Origin of the sequence: Clostridium sp. CF012 (genome assembly GCF_018861755.1) — a bacterium.
GTDB lineage: Bacteria > Bacillota > Clostridia > Clostridiales > Clostridiaceae > Clostridium_AD.
Window position 1 is genome coordinate 23,969 of sequence record NZ_JAHLEF010000036.1, and the last position, 19,681, is coordinate 43,649.

Sequence of the window (19,681 nt, forward strand, 5' to 3'; positions counted from 1 at the left end):
ATATGATCATAGTGTCAAATAAGTACTAGTGTATATGTTTTATTTACACATATTCACAAAATATCTATGAACTTCTAAATTATCAGTAAGTTCCGGATGGAATGATGTGGCAAACATATTCTTTTGCTTTACTGCTACAATTTTACCACCAACGGTACATATTATTTTAACATCGTTAAAAACTTCTGTGATTAATGGTCCTCGAATAAAATCTAATGGTATAGACTCACTTGAAATCTCATTTATTACAACATCCTTTTTAAAACTATTTATTTGGCTTCCATATGCATTTCTCTTTACTTTTATGTCCATAACACTAAGATATTCAGCTGAGGATTCCTCAATATATTTAGCAAGTAGTATCATACCAGCGCAGGTTCCCCACACAGGAATTCCTGAAATGATTTTCTCTCTTAAAGTCAAAATCATTTCTCTTTCCCGTAAAAGTTTCCCTATAGTTGTACTCTCGCCACCAGGTAAAATTATTCCCTGTAAATCCTTCATATCTTCAAGTTTCTTAATCTCTACTCCCTCATGCCCAATCTGATGTATATGGTTTATATGCTCTATTACGCCCCCCTGAAGTGATAAAACTCCAATTTTCATTTTCTTACCATCCTCTTTCTGCATATCTCTCTTTTATCTCACTTAATTCTAGGCCACTCATTGCTTCTCCCAGATTTTCTGAAACTTCTGCTATAACCTTAGGATCATTATAATAGGTGGTTGCAAGGACTATAGCTTTTGCTCTTACTTCAGGATTTTCCGCTTTAAATATTCCAGATCCTACAAAAACTCCTTCTGCTCCAAGTTGCATCATTAATGCAGCATCGGCCGGCGTTGCTATTCCACCTGCAGCAAAATTTACTACAGGAAGTTTACCATTTTTCCATACATATTCAATTAAATGAATTGGTGCTCCCATATCTTTAGCTAGAGCCATTAATTCTTCTTTTGGAGCATTTTTTACTTTTCTAATATCATACATAATACGCCTCATGTGCCTAACAGCTTCTACTACATTTCCAGTGCCTGCTTCACCTTTTGTTCTTATCATTGCAGCACCTTCTCCGACTCTCCTTAGCGCCTCTCCTAAATTTCTCGCTCCACAAACATAGGGAACCTTAAAATCCCACTTATTTATATGATACTCTTCATCTGCTGGAGTCAAAACTTCACTTTCATCTATAAAATCTACCCCTATTTCCTGCAGAATTTGTGCTTCAACAAAATGTCCAATCCTACCTTTAGCCATTACTGGAATACTTACAGCTGCCTTTATTTCTTTAATCATTCTAGGATCAGACATCCTAGCCACTCCACCTTGCTTTCTAATATCTGAGGGTACCCGTTCTAGTGCCATTACCGCGCAAGCCCCAGCTTTCTCTGCAATGATTGCCTGCTGCACATTCACCACGTCCATGATTACTCCGCCCTTTAACATTTGAGCTAAATTTTTATTAAGTTCATATCTTTCCATAAAAAAACCTCCCTAAATATTATTTATAAGGCAAAGTATAGTACAAGTTTCTAAATTTTCATAATGTACCCATACACTTTAAAAGTAACTAGAAATTTAAAAAGCTTTACATAAAGTTGTTTTACAACTATACTGAGGGCGAAATAATAATTAAATAAATTAAACAAGGGGAGCTCGTATTATGAGCTGAGAAAGAGACTTTATCTCTGACCCTCATTACCTGATTTGGATAATTCCAACGTAGGGAGTTTTTTTACAACGTTTTTTTTGTTGCAAGCTCTTTATGAGCTTGCTTTTTTTATTTAAAATAATTTAACTGAAAAGGAGATTATAAAATGATGTATACAACTCAAATGGATGCTGCGAAAAAAGGCATTATAACAAAAGAGATGGAAATAGTAGCGAGAAAAGAAAATATGGATGAAGGGGTTTTAAGAGAAAAAATAGCAAGAGGTGTAGTGACAATACCCGCTAATAAAAATCATAAAGCACTCAATCCAGAAGGAGTTGGAGAAGGATTAAAAACGAAAATCAATGTAAATCTAGGTATTTCAAAGGATTGCTATGATATTGATGAGGAAATGAAAAAAGTGCAATTATCTATAGATATGAAAGCTGAAGCTATAATGGATTTAAGCTCCTTTGGTAAAACAGAAGAATTTAGACAAAGACTAATTGCGGACTCTAGTGCTATGGTAGGTACTGTGCCAATATATGATGCCTTAGGTTTTTACGATAAAGAATTACAGGACATTACAGCTAAAGAATTTATAGATGTAGTAGAGAAACATGCAAAAGATGGAGTTGACTTTGTTACAATTCATGCTGGTTTAAACATTGATACTGCAAATGTGTTTAAGAGAAATAAAAGAATAACTCATATAGTATCAAGAGGAGGGTCCCTTCTATACGCTTGGATGGAATTAAATCAAAAGGAAAATCCATTTTATGAATACTTCGATGATATATTACATATATGTGAAAAATATGATTTAACTATAAGCCTTGGTGATGCCTGTAGACCTGGTTGTATTAATGATGCCACGGACGCTTGTCAAATTCATGAACTAATGGTGCTTGGTGAATTAACCAAAAGAGCCTGGGAAAGAAATGTACAAATAATTATAGAGGGACCCGGACATATGGCAATAAATGAAATCCAGGCAAATGTAATACTTGCAAAAAAATTATGTCATGGTGCACCTTTTTATATTTTAGGACCCATAGTTACAGATATTGCTCCAGGCTATGACCATATTACCAGTGCCATAGGAGGCGCTTTGGCTGCAAGCTATGGAGCTGATTTCCTTTGCTATGTAACCCCAGCAGAACATATAAGGCTTCCAAATCTTGATGATGTTCGCGAAGGCATTATTGCTGCAAAGATTGCAGCTCATGCTGGGGATATAGGTAAAAATGTGACCGGAAGTCGCGAGTGGGATAATGAAATGAGCACCGCAAGGCAAAACCTTAATTGGGATAGAATGTTTGAACTTGCTATTGATCCTGAAAAAGCTAGACGCTATAGAAAAGAATCCATGCCGGAGCATGAACATAGCTGCACCATGTGTGGTAAAATGTGCTCCATGAGAACTATGAATAAAATAATGCAGGGCAAGGATCTCAATATATTAAGAGAAGATTCATAGGTTAATTTACTTCTAAGCAATTTGTAGCACTACATTTACATTTTAATGTGTAAATCATTTAAAAATAAATCCTGAAGTTAGATTGCTCTAGCTTCAGGATTTAACTGTTATTACTGCTTATAGTTAAATAAGATGTTCTAAGGATTCTATAATGAAATGGATGAATTGTCTTGTGCTATTAAATAAATCTGAAATTTGATAAGTTATCAGAAAAAATAGTGCATAAAAAGGACTTGGCATTTTTTCAGACCATTTTAAAATTGGCTTACAGATTTTATTACACACAATAGGTTGGTTTGCTATTAATCCAATAGCAATTCCTATTAAAGCACCACAAATAATATCAGTAGGGTAATGAAACCCCAAATATATTCTTGGAAATGCAATAAATATAGTTGCATAAATAAATGCTAATATACCAAGTTTTTTTGAAACGAATAAAAGTCCAGTTGTCAGAGTAAAGAATAATACTGCGTGATCACTTGGAAATGAGCTCCAGTTGGTTAAGGCGGTGGGCTTTATTCCATAGGGAAGCACAAAATTTAAAGCAGCTTCATGGAGAGGCCTTTCTCTATAGGGTAGTAAAACCGAAAGAAACCTTGCTAAGATCATCGCAATAAAACAACTGAGTATTATAGAAATAATGTGTTCTCGTATATTTGCCTCACCCTCACTCTTTTTAAACCAAAACCACCATATAACTATAGCAAATATGCCTCCCTTTACTAAGTTGTTATCTGCTAGAAATGTCATGGTATTATCAAATACAAAGGATTGCTGAGAAAACTTGTTGAAAAAATTAATTATTGTTGAATCGAAAATATTCATATTGGACCTCCTACATTAGTTAAAATGATCTGTAATAACATATTTTATAAATATCTGTATACACAAAACAAAATTAGACATATTAAGACACAGTACGACATAAATCTATTATATATTAGCAAATAGAAAATGTCCACTTGTTTCCAATTTATGTAATGGATCCTGCAATTCTCGTTTATTACGCTTATAATTTTTGTAAATACGCGGTTATATCTGCGGGCTTTCTTAATATTTTTAGATTAATATCCAATTATACTTTTCTAACAAAATGGGTAAACTATAATACACTTGATTATACAGTGTAATTTTGTATGAGGGAGAAGACTAATGAATAAAAATAAGTTAGGAAAGGCCAAATATTCAATTAATAATTTAGATGCTAATAAAGGCAGTAGTGGCGTTTCAAATACTGAAATGTCTATTATGTATAACCTGTCCAATATGACTAGTGACGTTGCTGATGTTGCTTTCGATCGAAAAGAAATCAAAAAATAAAAAACCCAGTAACTATAATGGTTACTGGGTTTCTTATATGTTTTACCTAATCACTTGTTAAAATATCTCCAGTAGTCTTTCCGATAGCAGCTCTAATTAATTGTTCTAAATTCTTATCTGGAAATATAACAACATCTTCTAAATAAGGAACTTAATTATAGGCTTTAAACCAAACTCCACCTGTGCCGTCATAATTACGACCATATGTTAGTGTCGGCGTTACATCATCTAAACGTACCTGATAAACTGCCCATCCTTCACTGACTGCTCCTTTATAGAGGCTAGCATCAAGTTGTGGATTAGGTATAACCTCACCTACATAATCATATTCTTTTCCCTCAGAAGAGATCAAGCTGAAATCAAATGAATATATATCAAGTGATTTTCCGTTATCTATATCTACTAATTCAAAATTTATTTTTGCTAAGATATATTCGTAGCCATCCTTTGGTGGGCTATTGAACATATTTGCGCCTTCAATCATAGTCCAAGCATCATCACCTCTTATTATCTCCTTAAGAGTAATTTGTGCTGTATAATTATCAATATAATCATTCACGCTTATGGATTTAATTGTATTTAGAGGAGCTGGATTAAGCCTTGTGCTTTGCTGTGGATCTAATACAGGAGCATTATATGCAACCCCCTCAAGCATTTCCTTAGAAACTACAGTACTTCCACCCAGTGCAGTGACAATAGAGCTTGTGGCTAGTTTTCCATAAACATAAAGCGCCGCCGCAGAACTACTACCATTACCCAGGACAATTGGAGACCCTGATTTAGCTGCAAAAGATGATGCAATTAGAGAATCCACCAGGTGAGAGCTTGTACCATTTGCAACGTAGACCTTATCATAGTTATATTGAAAGGCTTTAAGTACATTTTTATTGGTTTCAAAACGATCTGCTCCATAATAGCGAGTAGCGCCGTCAATGTTAGCTACCAGTGTAGGTCCACCAATGATTTTAACGTTGGTACCCTTGTAGGGAGCTTCTGAGGCTGGAAGACTTCCATCGGCATTTGCTACTAAAATAGAATAGTTGTTGGCTGCAGCATAGGAAGCTACTGATAAAGCATCCGCAAGAGCTCCATAACCAACCACAAAGGACCCTGAAGGGTTAACTAATTTTGCAGCAATAGCAGCAGCTGTTGCTGTACGATTGGCACCCTTCAGTGCTGTAGCTGTTATGTTACCCATTGCATTAAGTTGGTCAACCACAGTTTGATTAATGGCTCCTACTACGAAAACTTTTGTCACTCCTAATCTTATTAGCTCGGTTTTAGTATTTGTGTTAAGTGTATTTTTTTCTGTCAATAAAATTGGTGATGTTTTTCCAGCCAAAGGAGCTGCTGCCAACGCATCAACTAAATTAGCATTTGCGGATGGAGCCAAGATAGCAGTATCAGCTGTTGTCCAACCAGCCTTTGAAACAGCAATAGCGGTTCCTATTCTATCTGTTCCGAAAAGTCGCGCAGTGGTTACCCCACTTGCTGCAAATGAATTTTTAGGAGCCATAGTAAAGACCATAGTAAGTACCATACCCGCCATTATTAATGTAGATAATTTCTTTTTCGATATAAATATTCTCATAATTTAATGCCTCCCTTTCTTTATTTATTACTAGACTAAATTCCAGGTTTAATAGTAAACTCATATATATTTAATATTAATGTCGCTGTCTTTTGTTAACGTTTTGTTAACACTTTATTAATCTCGTGTTAATATATCATGTTTTCTAGTCAAAATCAACACTTATCCTGTAAATACTTATGGTATGTTTTTCCTTACCATATATGTATTATAAAATAAAGAAAACCTAGAAGTATTGAACCTTTTAGTTTTCCTTGTATGATACGCTTTACTGAATAAACGCTATGGAATCATGATGAATCATAAAAACTTTACAGGACATCATTTTTTGCTCTTTGTATTTCATTTGAAGTGTTAACCATAAATCCATTAAATTCCTCTATAAATTTAACTGTACAAAAACCAAATACTTCATTGGAGTTCATTACCGTAAAAGCAGGGTTAACAATTTCATGTTCTATTACCTTATCTTCTATTATCCTATAACGAAATTCTGACTACCTCTGAGGTGTAAAATTTTATATACACTGTCTAAAAAATATTTGTCCTAACTCTAATGAAATCAACGAATAGTAATAATAAGCTAACTATTGCAATAGAATTAAAAAGCATATATAAAATTAAGGCTGCTCTTGAAAATGTGGAAGAGCCAAAGTATGTATTGTAAAGGAGGCTAATATTTTGAAGGTTATAGTAATTGGTGGCGGATGGGCTGGTTGTAGCGCAGCAATTACAGCAAAAAAAGCTGGTGCTGAGGTGGTACTATATGAAAAAACAGATATGCTTTTGGGACTAGGTAATGTAGGCGGCATAATGAGAAATAATGGTAGGTACACTGCTGCCGAGGAAATGATTGCACTGGGGTCAGGAGATTTTATACATTTGACTGATGACAATAGTAAACATAAAAATATTGATTTTCCAGGTCATAAAAACGCCTGGCTATGCGATCTAAACAAGATTGAGCCAGCAGTTGGAAAATATTTAAAAGCTATGGACATAGAAGTAAACATGATAACAAGAGTAGTAGACGTTAAAAAAGAAGACAATAAAATAAAAGGCATATACCTCTCAGATAAGAACTATGTTGAAGCGGATGTATTTATAGAAACTACAGGTTCAGCAGGACCAATGAATAACTGCTTAAAATATGGAAATGGATGCGCAATGTGTGTTTTGAGATGTCCATCTTTTGGGGGAAGAGTAAGCATTAGTGGCAAAGCAGGTATTGAAGACTTAAAAGGCGAACGAGAAGAAGGCATATATGGCGCCTTTAGCGGTTCGTGTAAACTCGCCAAAGGTTCTTTAGCTAGTGTTCTTGTAAAAGAACTGGATGAAACAGGTGTGGCTGTTATAAAAGTCCCAGAAGAAGATGTGAATTTAGATAAACTTAAACTAAAGGTATGTCAGCAATATGCCCTAAAAGAGTTTGCTGAAAATATTATCCTAATTGATACAGGTGATGTTAAGTTAATGACTCCATATTATCCCTTAGAAAAGTTAAGAGGAATTAAAGGATTTGAAAACGCAAAATATGTAGACCCATATTCAGGGGGTATGGGAAACTCCATACGATATGTATCTATAGCTCCAAGAGAAGATAGTATGAAGGTTATAGGTCTCGATAATTTATTCTGTGCTGGTGAGAAAGCTGGTCTATTTATAGGCCACACAGAAGCCATGATAACAGGGGCTTTGGCAGGACATAATGCAATAAAAAACTATTTAGGATTGCCTCTTTTGATATTACCAAGGTCACTAGCCGTTGGCGACATAATCGCCTATGCAAATGAAAAAATTAAAACTAAAGAAGGGAGAAGAAACAGATACACCTTTGCGGGAGCAGAGTACTTTAAAAGAATGCAGGAACTCGGACTTTATACATTGGATATAGATGAGATTAAGAAGAAAGTAGAAAATTTAAATTTAACTAATATATTTAATACAAAACTTATATAGAGTAAGAAATTGAAAGGTCAGCATGAAAGTCTGACCTTTTTACTTAAAGAAAATCTATAATTGCAAAAAATCATTATGTAGCTACTGTTATTTATACAAAAGAATAAAAAAATAGCCATTCTCTTAAGGAAAATGACTATTAACTATCGCATACTTCATTCGTACACTATAAGATATAATATGCTTAGCTCATCTAAAAAATTCCATATTTTATAATAAAATTATATTTTTAATTTAGCTTACATTTTATTTTAATATTAAAGCTAATGTAAATTTGGGATTTTTACTTTTTCAACAATTCTACATACTTTTTTGGTGTTACTAATTCATCAGTATGAACATTAATTGATTTAGCACTGGCGACACCAATACTTGAAACTATTTTATTTAATTGTTCTTGATATTGTTCTCTTATTAAAGCTGTCTCTTCTTTAGTTTTACCTTCATATGAGAAGTCTAAGGTAATATAACCATATTCCAGAAAAATATAGCTATAATAAACATAGACTGATCTACCGCCTTTATCCGAATTGTAGCTCCAAGAATATCTTAATAATTTACTATCATTCGCTGGTTTTTCCATGAAAAAATTATACAAAGACTGATTCTTTTGTGCATAATCCATTTTCTCTATTGTATTTGTTAAATATTCATTTTTTTTGCTACTGTCCCCTTTACTATAATCATAACTAGAATACATTATTCCAGTATAAGTGACATTATTAAGATTTGTATCTTTAAAAAATAAACACCCTCTGCCCTCCGAACCTTCTTTATCTATTTCCCATGAAGCAGGTATTGTAACCTCATATCCCGAATCAATCCCAATGCTTAGATCACCGAGCTCCCCCGCACCATATATTTTATAAGCCTGTTCACCTGTTTTTAAATTATCCTGTGTGGTCTTTTTATTTTCTTTAACTTGGTTATCACTTGCCTGTTGTTTTTCTAATGTCGAAGTTTTTTGTCCACACCCTACAAGAGCTAGTAACATTAATGTAACTAATATAAATGATATGATTTTTTTCATATTCCGTTCCCCTTTTTTTAATACATAATTTCTGTAACCGGAACCTTCATTTGGAACTCATGCTTTCAAATGCTGCTATTCCAATTGCTCCGGGACCACTATGAGCTGAAATCATGCATCCCGCTTGAATCCATATAATTTGTTTAAAGCCTTCTTCTTTTGCAATTTGTTCCATACGTTGTTTTATGCTTTCTTCAAGTCCCAAAGAATATATAAGATAAATCTGTTCTTTATCCATATGGTATTTGTTAATATATTCCTTCATATATTTCTCTACAATATTACCTGTTTTACCACGATACTTTTGGTTTGAAACTAGTTCTCCATTAACAATTTCAATCAGTGGTTTCAGCTGTAGTAAGGTTCCCCCCAAGTAGGCGGCATTGGATACACGTCCTCCTGCCTTTAAATATACAAGATCACCAGGGATAAAAGATACTCTTGCTTTAGATGCATAACTCTCAATATTTTCAACTAAATCATTAGGCAGCATATCTGGATGTTTTTCTATAAGTTCAACTGCTTTCAAAACAATTGCTGCCAAACCACCAGTAACATTCAATGCATCAGCATGATATACATTTTCCATTCCCTCTGAAGCAATGATTGAATTTTGGTATGAGCAAGATGGTTTCGATGAATATCCAACATGAATAATAATGCAACCAGGATTTTCTTCTATTATTCTTTTAAATACATCCTGGTATTCATCTGGATTTGTTGCAGATGTTGATGGTACTTTTTTAGTTCTTTGATAATAATCATACACCTCTGTTACCGCTATTGAACCGTCTGCATAAGATTTATCGCCCATTATTACATGCATAGGAACTACCTGGATATTATGTAATTTCACGAGGGCAAGTGGCATATCAGCTCCGCTTTCTGTTAATAAAATAATTTTTTTCATAAGTTTACCTCCATAAAATTTTATTTAGTATCATATATCATTCACACTTGTGAGTTATTCCAGCTTATTCTACGAGTACGACATAAATCATTTATTTAATTATACTATTACTGTCTTAAATTGGATATAAAAAAATAAAAAGAGCATTTCTGCTCCTCATGTCTTACTTTCACATATACATTAAAACCATTTTAATATTAAAATGGTTTTAATGCAAAAGTTGTTTGTAAATAGTGTTTTAAATACCCGTATGTGTAATTACAGTAGCGTCATGATGATAAGTATTTTCATGGTTTTTGACTTCGTCATATGATTCCCCATAAGTACTGTAACTCGTTCCATCCCATCCTCCAGGACACTTAGTACAATATCCTCTGTATGAAACTAATGTATTAGGTATTTTATCAATTGATTGCTTTATACTATTTTTATTCATAATAGCCTCCTTTTTTTTATTATGTGGAATAGTGGCGTTTTTAAACTAGGTAAATATTAGATGTGATGGCTAAAATCAGATTTGTCGCAGGACTAAATAATTATGTATTTAAGGGTCATCTCAATCGCTCACAAATTTATGCTCAAGTGAATAAACTATTATAATATCTATTAAATTATTGGAGGTTATAAATGGGATACTATATTAAAGTAGAACCGAACGTAAAAATTTATGTAGAGGATCTTAAACCTGAGGGCAAGGAGACAATTTTGTTTCTTCACGGTTGGCCTGCAAGTCATAAGTTGTTTGAATATCAGTTTGATCAACTACCCAAAATGGGATATAGGTGTATTGGTATAGACCAGAGAGGATTTGGTGAATCAGATAAACCTTTCACAGGCTATGACTACGATCGATTATCAGATGATGTTCGAGGCGTAGTAGATGCACTTAAATTAAAGAATTTTACACTTGCGGGACACTCCACTGGGGGAGCAATTGCTATTAGATACATGGCTAGGCACAGAGAATATGGGGTATCGAAACTTGCTCTTTTTGCCGCAGCGGCTCCTAGTGTTATCCCGCGTCCTAATTTTCCTTATGGGTTGCCAAGAAAAGCTGTTGAAGATATAATCCAGGGAACATATACTGATCGTCCTAAAATGCTGCGCGATTTCGGTGATATATTTTTCTTTCAGCATATAACCGAACCATTATCTGATTGGTTCTTTCAATTGGGATTACAGGCGGCAGGGTGGGCAACTGCGGCTATTGCAAATACTTGGATAAATGAAGTACTGTTTTCTGATCTTGAAAAAATAAATGTTCCTACTTTAATTATTCATGGCATACATGACAAGGTTGTTCCATTTCCACTAGGTAAAATTCAAAAAGAAGCAATTAGAAATTCAAAACTTATACCATTTGAATTTAGTGGCCATGCTACGTTCTATGACCAAAAAGACAAATTCAATGAAGAATTAGCACGATTTATTGAAGAATAACATTTTTGGTTTGTAGATTCCTTTTAAAAATATTAAAACTAATAATTATTTAAATACCGTATTATTCAGAAATGAATTTGCGGTGTTTTTATGTCGTGTTTCAATAATATCTCGCCTAACTTTAATATTGTATGTAAAGTATCATTCATGATTATTTACAAAAGGTTATATTGAACCAAAAGAAGCCCCAATTTGAGCTCAAGGTGGGGCTTTTAAAAAACTTCAACTAGGTGTCTTTACTACTTTACACTTCATCAGATAACCTCAGTAACAACATCAAATAGGGAACATATAATATAAGTGAATAAACACAGGAGGCTATATGTGTACTACGATTATAATGGAAAAAATAATAATGAAGGTAGAGATGACCATGATGATGACTATGAAGAGTTTTTTAAAGAGATGCCTTTTTATAGTAAACAGATACCCTATTTACCTCAAATGTATTACCCAATGATATATTCTTATCCTATGATGTGGAGTATGCAAAAACTTGATGAAGATTTAAAAGACATGTATCCTAAGAAACATATCATGATATATCCCATGGAAGAGAAGTTGACCTTCGTTATCATTCACGGCTCCTGGGCTGACGTCAGCCAATTTGATGGAGTCGCTGCCGAGCTTCGCAAGCTTGGCCATTCGGTTTATGTGCCGGAATTGCCAGGTCACGGTGTATTTACAGATAAAAACGTAACCCACGAGCAGATCACGAATGCCGTCGTCGAATATATCGAGAAAAAAGATTTAAAACATATCGTACTACTCGGACATAGCTTCGGCGGAACGGTTGTTGCGACAGTCGCCCAACTAATTCCGGATCGAATTGATCGTCTCGTGTTTGCTAACGCTTTTGCTCCCCTGGACGGACAAAGCTTATACGATCAACTTCCGCCGCCTGTTCAAGAAACATTCAAACAACTGGCCGATGCTTCAAGTAATAATACGATTATGCTTCCGTTTCCGCTGTTCCGCGATGCCTTCGCAAACACGGCCAGCTTAAATGAAGCGAAAGAGATGTACAGCAAAATTACGCCGGAACCTGCGGGTCCCTTGTTCCAAAAACTCAATCTGAAAAAGTTCTACAGCCTGCAAATTCCGAAAAGCTATCTTAATCTGACGGAAGATATTGCGCTTCCGCCCGGACCGTTCGCTTGGCATACGAACCAATCCAGCCACCTCGGTTTTTACCGATACATTGAAGGCGACGGGGACCACTTTACAACCTTCCAAACTGAACCGAAAATGATTGCCCAAAAATTCGTGGAAGCCGGCAGACCATAAACAATTACCTATTTCAATTAAATTGAATTTATGGCAACTGTTTTTTCTTAATGGGACTTTTGCAATTCCCTTAATGTAATCTCCACATTCATTGAAAAAAAGGGAGCTGAAAAACTATTTTCAGCTCCCTTTTCTTATTATTAGGATATGTGATTTCACGTTCACCGTCGGCATTAACAAGTAACTTTGATAGTTACTGTATTTACAAACAAATGCCTGTTATGCTCTTGGAGGTGTTCCTTCAGCATTTGCTACAACTACATCGATTTGGACTAAAGCATCTTTAGGTAAAGCTGATACGCCAACTGTTCTTCGTGCAGGAACACCGCCTGGGAAGAAAGCTTTGTAAGCTTCGTCTACTGCATCAATATCTGCGATGTTTTTAAGAAATATATTTACTTTAACCACATCATCCATAACGTGGTCCACACTTTCTATAATTGCCTTGATATTTTTTAAGCACTGCCTTGCCTGCTCTTTTACACCACCAGCTACCATTTCACCAGTTTTTGGGTCTAAAGGTAATTGAGCTGAAATATGATTGTAATGAGAAAAAGCTACAGTTTGTGTAGATAGAGAACTTTTTGGTGCATTTTCCGTATTGTTTGCTTCTATAATTAGTCCGTGCCTGTCTTCAACAAGTTGTGGTGGTGTACCATCTCCGTGTGACACCACTGCTTCAATTTGCACCAAAGCATCCATAGGCAGCGCTGAAACTGCAACTGTTGTCCGTGCAGGTACATATGCTACAGCTCTTGCGATAGCTGAGTCTGGGAAAAATGTTGTATAAACTTCGTTTACGGCTTCAATATCCGAGAAGTTTTTAAGGAAGATGTTAATTTTAACAATATCGTCAAAAGGAACATCGATACTTTCTAAAATTGCCTTGATATTCTTTAAGCACTGTCCAGTCTGCTCTTTTACACCGCCGACTACCAATCTACCAGACTTTGGATCAATAGGTAATTGAGCTGAAATATTATTGTAATGAGAAAAAGCTACAACTTGTGTAGATAGATCACTTGTTGGCGCATTTGCCGTGTTATTTGTAAGCTTTATGAGGTCTCCTGCTTGTGGTGCGTTTGGAATTGTACCTTCACCGTTTGAAACAAGTGCTTCAATCTGCACCAAAGCATCCATAGGCAAAGCTTCAACTGCAACTATCGTACGTGTAGGAACATAGCTTGTGAAGAATGTTTTATAAACTTCGTCTACAGCGTCAATATCTTTGATATTCTTAACAAATATAGTGATTCTAACAACATCGTTCATAACATGGTAGATGCTGTCTACAATTGCCTTGATATTTTTAAAACACTGCTTCGCCTGCTCTTTTACACCACCAGCTACCAATTTACCAGATTTTGGATCGATAGGTAATTGAGCTGAAAGATTATTGTAATGAGAGTAAGCTACAGTTTGTGAATATGGACCGATACCTTTTGGAGCATTTTCCGTATTTCTTGCTAATACTGCGTTATAGCCGATCATAATAGTATTCCCCTTTTGTAATATTTATTGATAGAATCATTAAAATTCACCTAAGTAAATTATAAACCTTGGACTAGCTCTAATGTCAATAGGTACTATTATTATTTTAAAAATAAAGAGAAATCACGAGAAAAACTTAAAGGGGTTTGCGCATAGAATCCCCAATGCTAATAATCTTATATATCCAACTCTCTTAACCCTATATTAACGAAGAACTGTTTTTTTAAACCATTTCAAGTAAACGCTTCATAAATATTTATATCATGAGTATTGTTTTAAAGAACCTCCTGCTACTATGACCTCTGCTGACTTCTTAGATTTCAGCTTTACATCACTGTAAAGGCTGTTATTTCAAAACTCATTTCTATAACGTATACCTAAGATTTACCCGGGTAAGAACGCAATTTTTTTTACTCATTTTCATTCATGTTGCTATATGGTTTCTGTATATTTCTTTTTTGTATGTCTTTCAAAAAAACATAGCCCAGTAACCATTACAGTTACTGGGCTTCTATGGTGCGTCGGACAGGAGTCGAACCTGCGACCAACTGGTTCGTAGCCAGCTACTCTATCCAACTGAGCTACCAACGCATAGGATAAACATCATTACAATACTAACATATAATATGTTAGGAGTAAAGATTTATTTGCAAACTACCATTTATAAATTCATCTCTAAGAATTCCCATAATGATTACATCTCTATAATTTCCATAGGAAAAACAAGTCTTTCTCTTCTTTCCTTCTTCTAAAAAACCACATTTTTTATAACACTGAATTGCTCTTAAATTAAAATCTAGTACTTCTAGTTCTACTCTATGTGCAGCCATATCCATGAATAAATATTTAAGTAATGTCTTTATAGAGTCTTGTCCATATCCTCTATTCCAGAAGTTTTGACCTATAGCTATTGCTAATACGTATACATTCTTACATCCACTAATTTCTTTATAAGTTATATAGCCTACAACTACACCTTTTTCATTTACAATGCTGATATATTTTTTATCAATATTAACAAATTTATTAAAATTGTTTAATATATCTTCTTTAGATGGAGGTAATATAAAATTTCCGTCAAGTTTTCTAACATCTTCATCACACCAAATATCATAAAATATATTTAAATCTCGCCGTTCAACACTTCTCAATAATACTTTATTACCTTTTAGCATATCTTCCCCTCATTTATAATTTTAATATTATTTAATACCATAATTATACCTTTTATTTAGCTTTAATTCAATAAATTGTGAGCTTGTTTTGTAATTTATTATGCTAAAATTTAAGAGTAAAAATAAAAAAAACACCTAACAAATGTTAGATGTTTCTGGCGGAGAAAGAGGGATTTGAACCCTCGCACCGGTTACCCAGTCTACACCCTTAGCAGGGGCGCCTCTTTAGCCACTTGAGTATTTCTCCACGGCTTAATTTTATGTAGTTATAAAAAAATGGAGGAGGAAGTGGGGTTCGAACCCACGGTACGCTCACACGTACGCCAGTTTTCAAGACTGGTGCCTTAAACCAACTCGACCATTCCTCCATGTCCTAACGACAAGTTTTATTATATCAGCATATATATAGCCTGTCAATGTATTTGTTGAATTATATTGCTTTTATCATTTAAAAAATAAAAAACATCTAACAAACGTTAGATGTTTCTGGCGGAGAAAGAGGGATTTGAACCCTCGCACCGGTTACCCAGTCTACACCCTTAGCAGGGGCGCCTCTTTAGCCACTTGAGTATTTCTCCACGGCTTAATTTTATGTGATTATAAAAAAAATGGAGGAGGAAGTGGGGTTCGAACCCACGGTACGCTCACACGTACGCCAGTTTTCAAGACTGGTGCCTTAAACCAACTCGACCATTCCTCCAAGTCTTTGCGACAAGTTTTATTATATCAGCATAAATATTCTCTGTCAACATAATTGTGGTTTGTTTTACAATATTGTAGATTACAATATTATAAAATGTTCAGTTTTTCATTTTATAATAAATAAAAAACTTAGACACCTCTCCAAAAATAAACTAGTTATTTTTAGAAAGATGTCTAAGTTATAAATATTGAAGCTACTTAATTATACTTTCTTTGATGTGTATATTAAATAAACCATTTATTTTGAAATTATAGTTTTTCCGCCCATATATTTCACTAATGCCTCTGGAATAGTTACTGATCCATCCGCGTTTTGATAATTTTCAAGCACTGAAGCTAAGGCCCTTCCTACTGCTACTCCTGATCCATTTAGTGTGTGGATATACTTAGGCTTATCTTTTTTATCTTCTTTGTACCTTATATTTGCACGCCTTGCTTGGTAGTCCTCAAAATTACTACAACTTGATATTTCAACATACTTATTATAACTTGGCATCCAAACTTCAATATCATATTTAAAAGATGCTGTAAATCCTAAATCACCCTTACATATCTTAACTATTCTATATGGTAGCTGTAGTCCTTGTAATACTGACTCTGCATCTAAAAGTAGCTTTTCAAGCTCTACATAGGAATCCTCAGGCTTTGTAAATTTAAGAAGTTCCACTTTATTAAACTGATGTTGCCTTATAAGTCCTCTAGTATCTCTTCCTGCAGATCCCGCTTCTGATCTAAAACACGCACTATAGGCTACGTGCATTATAGGTAACTCTTGCCCACTTAATATCTCATCTCTATAAATGTTTGTAACGGGTACTTCAGCTGTAGGTATTAAAAAATAGTCTGTATCAGCCACTTTAAAGGCATCTTCTTCGAATTTGGGTAATTGACCCGTTCCTATCATACTTTGCCTATTAACCATGTATGGAGGTAATATTTCAGTATATCCATTTTTATCTACATGGCAATCTAAAAAGTAACTTATTAGTGCTCTTTCAAGTCTTGCTCCCTGCCCTTTATATACTGTAAATCTCGAACCTGTAATCTTTCCCCCTCTTTCAAAATCTAAAATATCATTGTCTATTCCTAAATCCCAATGAGCTTTAGTTTCAAAATCGAAGTTTTTGGGCTGTCCCCATCTTCTTACTTCAACATTATCTTCCTCTGTATCACCTTGTGGTACATTTTCATTTGGAATGTTTGGAATTCTTAACATAATATTTTTAATTTTTTCATCTATCCCAGATAGCTCAATATCGAAATTTTTAATTTCATCTGAAAGTTTTTTCATTTCAATCATAATTTCATCTACATTTTGCCCATCTTTTTTAAGTTTTGGTATTAGTGCAGATTCAGTATTTCTTCTGTTTTTTAGTTCTTCAACCTCCATCAACACATCTCTTCTTCTTTTATCAAGAGATACAACTTCATCAATTATTGATATATCAAAATTTTCCCCTCTATCTGCCATTAATGCTTTTATCTCTTCAGGATTATTTCTTATTCTTTTTAAATCTAACATAAATATTCCTCCTTATTATTATTATTTACTATTTTGATTCACAAGTCTTAATTGTGATACTTAAGCTAATTTTGAGTATAAAAAAAGAGTCTTCATCCCCATGAAAAAGGGACGAAAGACTCCGCGTTGCCACCCTACTTGATTAAATATAAATATTTAATCCTCTTTAACAAATATAACGGTTGTACCGTACTGCTTTTCACAGTCCCTCGAAGGTGGATTCACAAAATATAAGGTATCAGTTTACACCAAACACTGACTCTCTTAAACGCTATATTTTGTTACTATTCTCATCATAGGTTTTATACATTATTAAATTATAATCTTACGCTATTATTTTAAGGATAATTTTACATCACACTTTTTATAAAGTCAATATATATTTAACATGACCAGTTAGAACGTCACTTTATAGTAAAGTTTCTTTATTGATTGTTTTCTTCAATACTATTTACTTCAATATTTTTTGTGCATATAATATCAATTCCTGTATTAAGTATATTCTTACATACTACATCCCCTATTCTTAAAGGTGGTCCTACGTGTATTCTACTTAATGCTTTTGAACATTCAATCCATAATTTCTTATTAATAGGCTTACTACTTTTTACTGAAACTACATTGCATAAATTAGAACCTTTTATTCTAACCAAAGTTGTTAATATTTCATCATTTTTATTTAAATCATAAGTATTTTCTTCTATCAAACAAACTCATCTCCTACATACTATCAAATTCTTTTATTCTATATAGTACAATATTAGAATTTTTTGAGTCCTTAACTATTTCCGTCATTTTTTTGTTTGTTTCTCTTGCTAAAATAGAAACAATTTTATTTAAGCAATGAGCCCCTTGACAATTTCCAAAGGCAGCACCAGTTCTTCTTTTAACTCCTTCTACTGTTCTCGCACCTAGAGGTCTCCGTATAGCATCCACTATTTCCCCTTCAGTTACTTTTTCACATGCACATATTACTTTACCATATTTTTTATCTACTTTAATAATACTTTTTCTTTCTTCATCAGACATTTCTCTAAATTTATAAGACTCTCTTCGCTTGTCATTAAAATCTTTTTTCAGCTTACATTGCATATTGCTAACTACACTCTCACATACGATATTTGCTATAGCAGGTGTCATTGTTATTTGCCCGTAGTGTTTTCCTTTAATTTGAATAAGTCCATTATCAATACCACTATCATCGATTACCATAGGTTCATCAAAAAAAGGCCAATCCAAAAACATTTTAACATCCATATTATCTACACCGCTTGTTATTTTAGATACCCTATCTACTACTTCATCATAACTAACATTCTCTTTTGTACTAATAGCTGCAACGGTATCTCCCTCCATGGTTGGAAGTGTGTAAATCCGCTCACCCTTAGCGTTAAACATAAACAATGCATGAGAGAATCGCTGTTTTTCATTGTTATCTAGAAGTATATATTTTAATATTCCTTCATTATTATTTACATCAAGTTTTTTTTCATCTACTATACTGTAATTCTCTGAAGGAGTTGTATTTATTACCATTTTGCAGGTAAATTTGTTTTTATTAGTAATAACTCTGAAACCTTTTGATATCTCTTGAATGTCTATTACTTCTTCTTCTAATTTAAATTTCACACCATTATCAAAGGCTACTTCACCATAAGCTAAGGCTAAGTCAAATGGGCAAATCACACCTGTATTTTTAGAATATAGTCCTTTTTTTATATGAACGTTTAAATTTGGCTCCATTTCATATATGTATTTAGATTCTAAAATTAATACATCTTTTGTGCCGCGATCTATTGCTCTTTTATATGTCTTTTCAATCATTGCAGCCTCTTCATCGGTTTGAGCAATTATTAGGGAACCACACCTTTTAAATGGAACATTAAATTTAGCTGTTATAGTATCCATCATTTTATTTCCCATACGTTCAAGCCTTGCAGTTAAGGTATCTTCACTTTCAACACCATCATATATCATAGCAGTGTTTATTAACGCTACATCATCAGCTATATCATAATCTTTTTCAATTACAGCTATATTAAGATTATATTTTGAGATTTCATAAGCCACCGCACAACCTATTATACCTCCACCCAGAATAAGTACATCATAATCCATCGTA

At 33.9% G+C, this 19,681-nt stretch carries 16 protein-coding genes, 5 tRNA genes, 1 pseudogene, 1 riboswitch and 1 other annotated feature; of the genes and pseudogenes, 5 read left to right on the forward strand and 17 right to left on the reverse strand.

Features of this window, described 5'->3' with window-relative positions; all coding sequences use genetic code 11:
• Positions 1-39: 39 nt before the first annotated feature.
• Together pdxT and pdxS are read right to left on the reverse strand one after the other, a co-directional pair.
• On the reverse strand, positions 40-606 hold the full coding sequence (gene pdxT, locus KPL50_RS21775; RefSeq protein WP_216300642.1) for a pyridoxal 5'-phosphate synthase glutaminase subunit PdxT: 567 nt from the start codon (positions 604-606) through the stop codon (positions 40-42).
• A 4-nt stretch (positions 607-610) separates the two neighbouring features.
• Positions 611-1,480: a pyridoxal 5'-phosphate synthase lyase subunit PdxS gene (gene pdxS, locus KPL50_RS21780; protein ID WP_216300643.1), complete on the reverse strand. Its 870-nt coding sequence runs from the start codon at positions 1,478-1,480 to the stop codon at positions 611-613.
• A gap of 156 nt (positions 1,481-1,636) precedes the next feature.
• Positions 1,637-1,745, forward strand: a riboswitch (TPP riboswitch).
• Positions 1,746-1,815: 70 nt separating this feature from the next.
• Between pdxS and thiC the strand changes: the two genes are divergently transcribed.
• Positions 1,816-3,129 (forward strand): phosphomethylpyrimidine synthase ThiC, encoded by a 1,314-nt coding sequence (gene thiC, locus KPL50_RS21785; RefSeq protein WP_216300644.1) that lies wholly within the window; start codon positions 1,816-1,818, stop codon positions 3,127-3,129.
• A gap of 123 nt (positions 3,130-3,252) precedes the next feature.
• Here thiC and KPL50_RS21790 read toward each other — a convergent pair whose 3' ends face one another.
• Positions 3,253-3,957 carry a phosphatase PAP2 family protein gene (locus KPL50_RS21790; protein WP_216300645.1) on the reverse strand — a complete coding sequence of 235 codons (705 nt, stop codon included), beginning with the start codon at positions 3,955-3,957 and terminating at the stop codon, positions 3,253-3,255.
• A 327-nt stretch (positions 3,958-4,284) separates the two neighbouring features.
• Between KPL50_RS21790 and KPL50_RS21795 the strand changes: the two genes are divergently transcribed.
• Positions 4,285-4,452: a hypothetical protein gene (locus tag KPL50_RS21795; protein WP_216300646.1), complete on the forward strand. Its 168-nt coding sequence runs from the start codon at positions 4,285-4,287 to the stop codon at positions 4,450-4,452.
• Between the two features lie 151 nt (positions 4,453-4,603).
• Here the strand turns inward: KPL50_RS21795 and KPL50_RS21800 are convergent, their stop codons facing one another.
• The gene (locus KPL50_RS21800) at positions 4,604-6,043 is read right to left on the reverse strand and encodes a cell wall-binding repeat-containing protein (protein ID WP_216300647.1); all 1,440 of its coding nucleotides are present in this window, start codon (positions 6,041-6,043) and stop codon (positions 4,604-4,606) included.
• Positions 6,044-6,724: 681 nt separating this feature from the next.
• On the opposite strand from KPL50_RS21800, the gene KPL50_RS21805 reads away from it, so the two are divergent.
• Complete coding sequence (locus KPL50_RS21805) at positions 6,725-8,002, forward strand: FAD-dependent oxidoreductase (RefSeq protein WP_216300648.1); 1,278 nt, start codon at positions 6,725-6,727, stop codon at positions 8,000-8,002.
• A 283-nt stretch (positions 8,003-8,285) separates the two neighbouring features.
• Here the strand turns inward: KPL50_RS21805 and KPL50_RS21810 are convergent, their stop codons facing one another.
• From KPL50_RS21810 to KPL50_RS21820, 3 genes are all read right to left on the reverse strand, one after another.
• Positions 8,286-9,032 (reverse strand): lipoprotein, encoded by a 747-nt coding sequence (locus KPL50_RS21810; protein WP_216300649.1) that lies wholly within the window; start codon positions 9,030-9,032, stop codon positions 8,286-8,288.
• Between the two features lie 46 nt (positions 9,033-9,078).
• The gene (locus KPL50_RS21815) at positions 9,079-9,942 is read right to left on the reverse strand and encodes a DegV family protein (protein WP_216300650.1); all 864 of its coding nucleotides are present in this window, start codon (positions 9,940-9,942) and stop codon (positions 9,079-9,081) included.
• Positions 9,943-10,180: 238 nt separating this feature from the next.
• Entirely contained in the window at positions 10,181-10,378 is a 198-nt protein-coding gene (locus KPL50_RS21820) for a hypothetical protein (RefSeq protein WP_216300651.1), read from the reverse strand.
• Between the two features lie 191 nt (positions 10,379-10,569).
• On the opposite strand from KPL50_RS21820, the gene KPL50_RS21825 reads away from it, so the two are divergent.
• Positions 10,570-11,382, forward strand: coding sequence for an alpha/beta fold hydrolase (locus KPL50_RS21825; RefSeq protein WP_216300652.1), 813 nt, complete (start codon positions 10,570-10,572; stop codon positions 11,380-11,382).
• Positions 11,383-11,706: 324 nt separating this feature from the next.
• Complete coding sequence (locus KPL50_RS21830) at positions 11,707-12,669, forward strand: alpha/beta hydrolase (RefSeq protein ID WP_216300653.1); 963 nt, start codon at positions 11,707-11,709, stop codon at positions 12,667-12,669.
• Positions 12,670-12,888: 219 nt separating this feature from the next.
• On the opposite strand, the gene KPL50_RS21835 is transcribed toward KPL50_RS21830, so the two are convergent.
• The 10 genes and pseudogenes from KPL50_RS21835 to KPL50_RS21880 form a co-directional block, all read right to left on the reverse strand.
• The gene (locus tag KPL50_RS21835) at positions 12,889-14,160 is read right to left on the reverse strand and encodes a RidA family protein (RefSeq protein WP_216300654.1); all 1,272 of its coding nucleotides are present in this window, start codon (positions 14,158-14,160) and stop codon (positions 12,889-12,891) included.
• A gap of 514 nt (positions 14,161-14,674) precedes the next feature.
• Positions 14,675-14,751: transfer RNA gene (locus tag KPL50_RS21840), tRNA-Arg, on the reverse strand.
• Between the two features lie 38 nt (positions 14,752-14,789).
• Positions 14,790-15,335: a GNAT family N-acetyltransferase gene (locus KPL50_RS21845; protein WP_216300655.1), complete on the reverse strand. Its 546-nt coding sequence runs from the start codon at positions 15,333-15,335 to the stop codon at positions 14,790-14,792.
• Between the two features lie 156 nt (positions 15,336-15,491).
• Positions 15,492-15,582, reverse strand: a tRNA-Ser gene (locus tag KPL50_RS21850).
• Positions 15,583-15,612: 30 nt separating this feature from the next.
• Positions 15,613-15,703, reverse strand: a tRNA-Ser gene (locus KPL50_RS21855).
• Positions 15,704-15,822: 119 nt separating this feature from the next.
• Positions 15,823-15,913, reverse strand: a tRNA-Ser gene (locus tag KPL50_RS21860).
• 31 nt (positions 15,914-15,944) lie between these two features.
• Positions 15,945-16,035, reverse strand: a tRNA-Ser gene (locus tag KPL50_RS21865).
• A gap of 240 nt (positions 16,036-16,275) precedes the next feature.
• A complete protein-coding gene (gene serS / locus KPL50_RS21870) occupies positions 16,276-17,559 on the reverse strand; it encodes a serine--tRNA ligase (RefSeq protein WP_216300656.1) in 1,284 nt (427 codons plus the stop codon).
• A gap of 104 nt (positions 17,560-17,663) precedes the next feature.
• Positions 17,664-17,865 (reverse strand) — a binding site (T-box leader).
• Between the two features lie 119 nt (positions 17,866-17,984).
• Positions 17,985-18,233, reverse strand: a pseudogene (locus KPL50_RS21875) (DUF1667 domain-containing protein); the annotation flags it as partial.
• 46 nt (positions 18,234-18,279) lie between these two features.
• A complete protein-coding gene (locus KPL50_RS21880) occupies positions 18,280-19,677 on the reverse strand; it encodes an NAD(P)/FAD-dependent oxidoreductase (RefSeq protein WP_216300658.1) in 1,398 nt (465 codons plus the stop codon).
• Between the last annotated feature and the right edge of the window lie 4 nt (positions 19,678-19,681).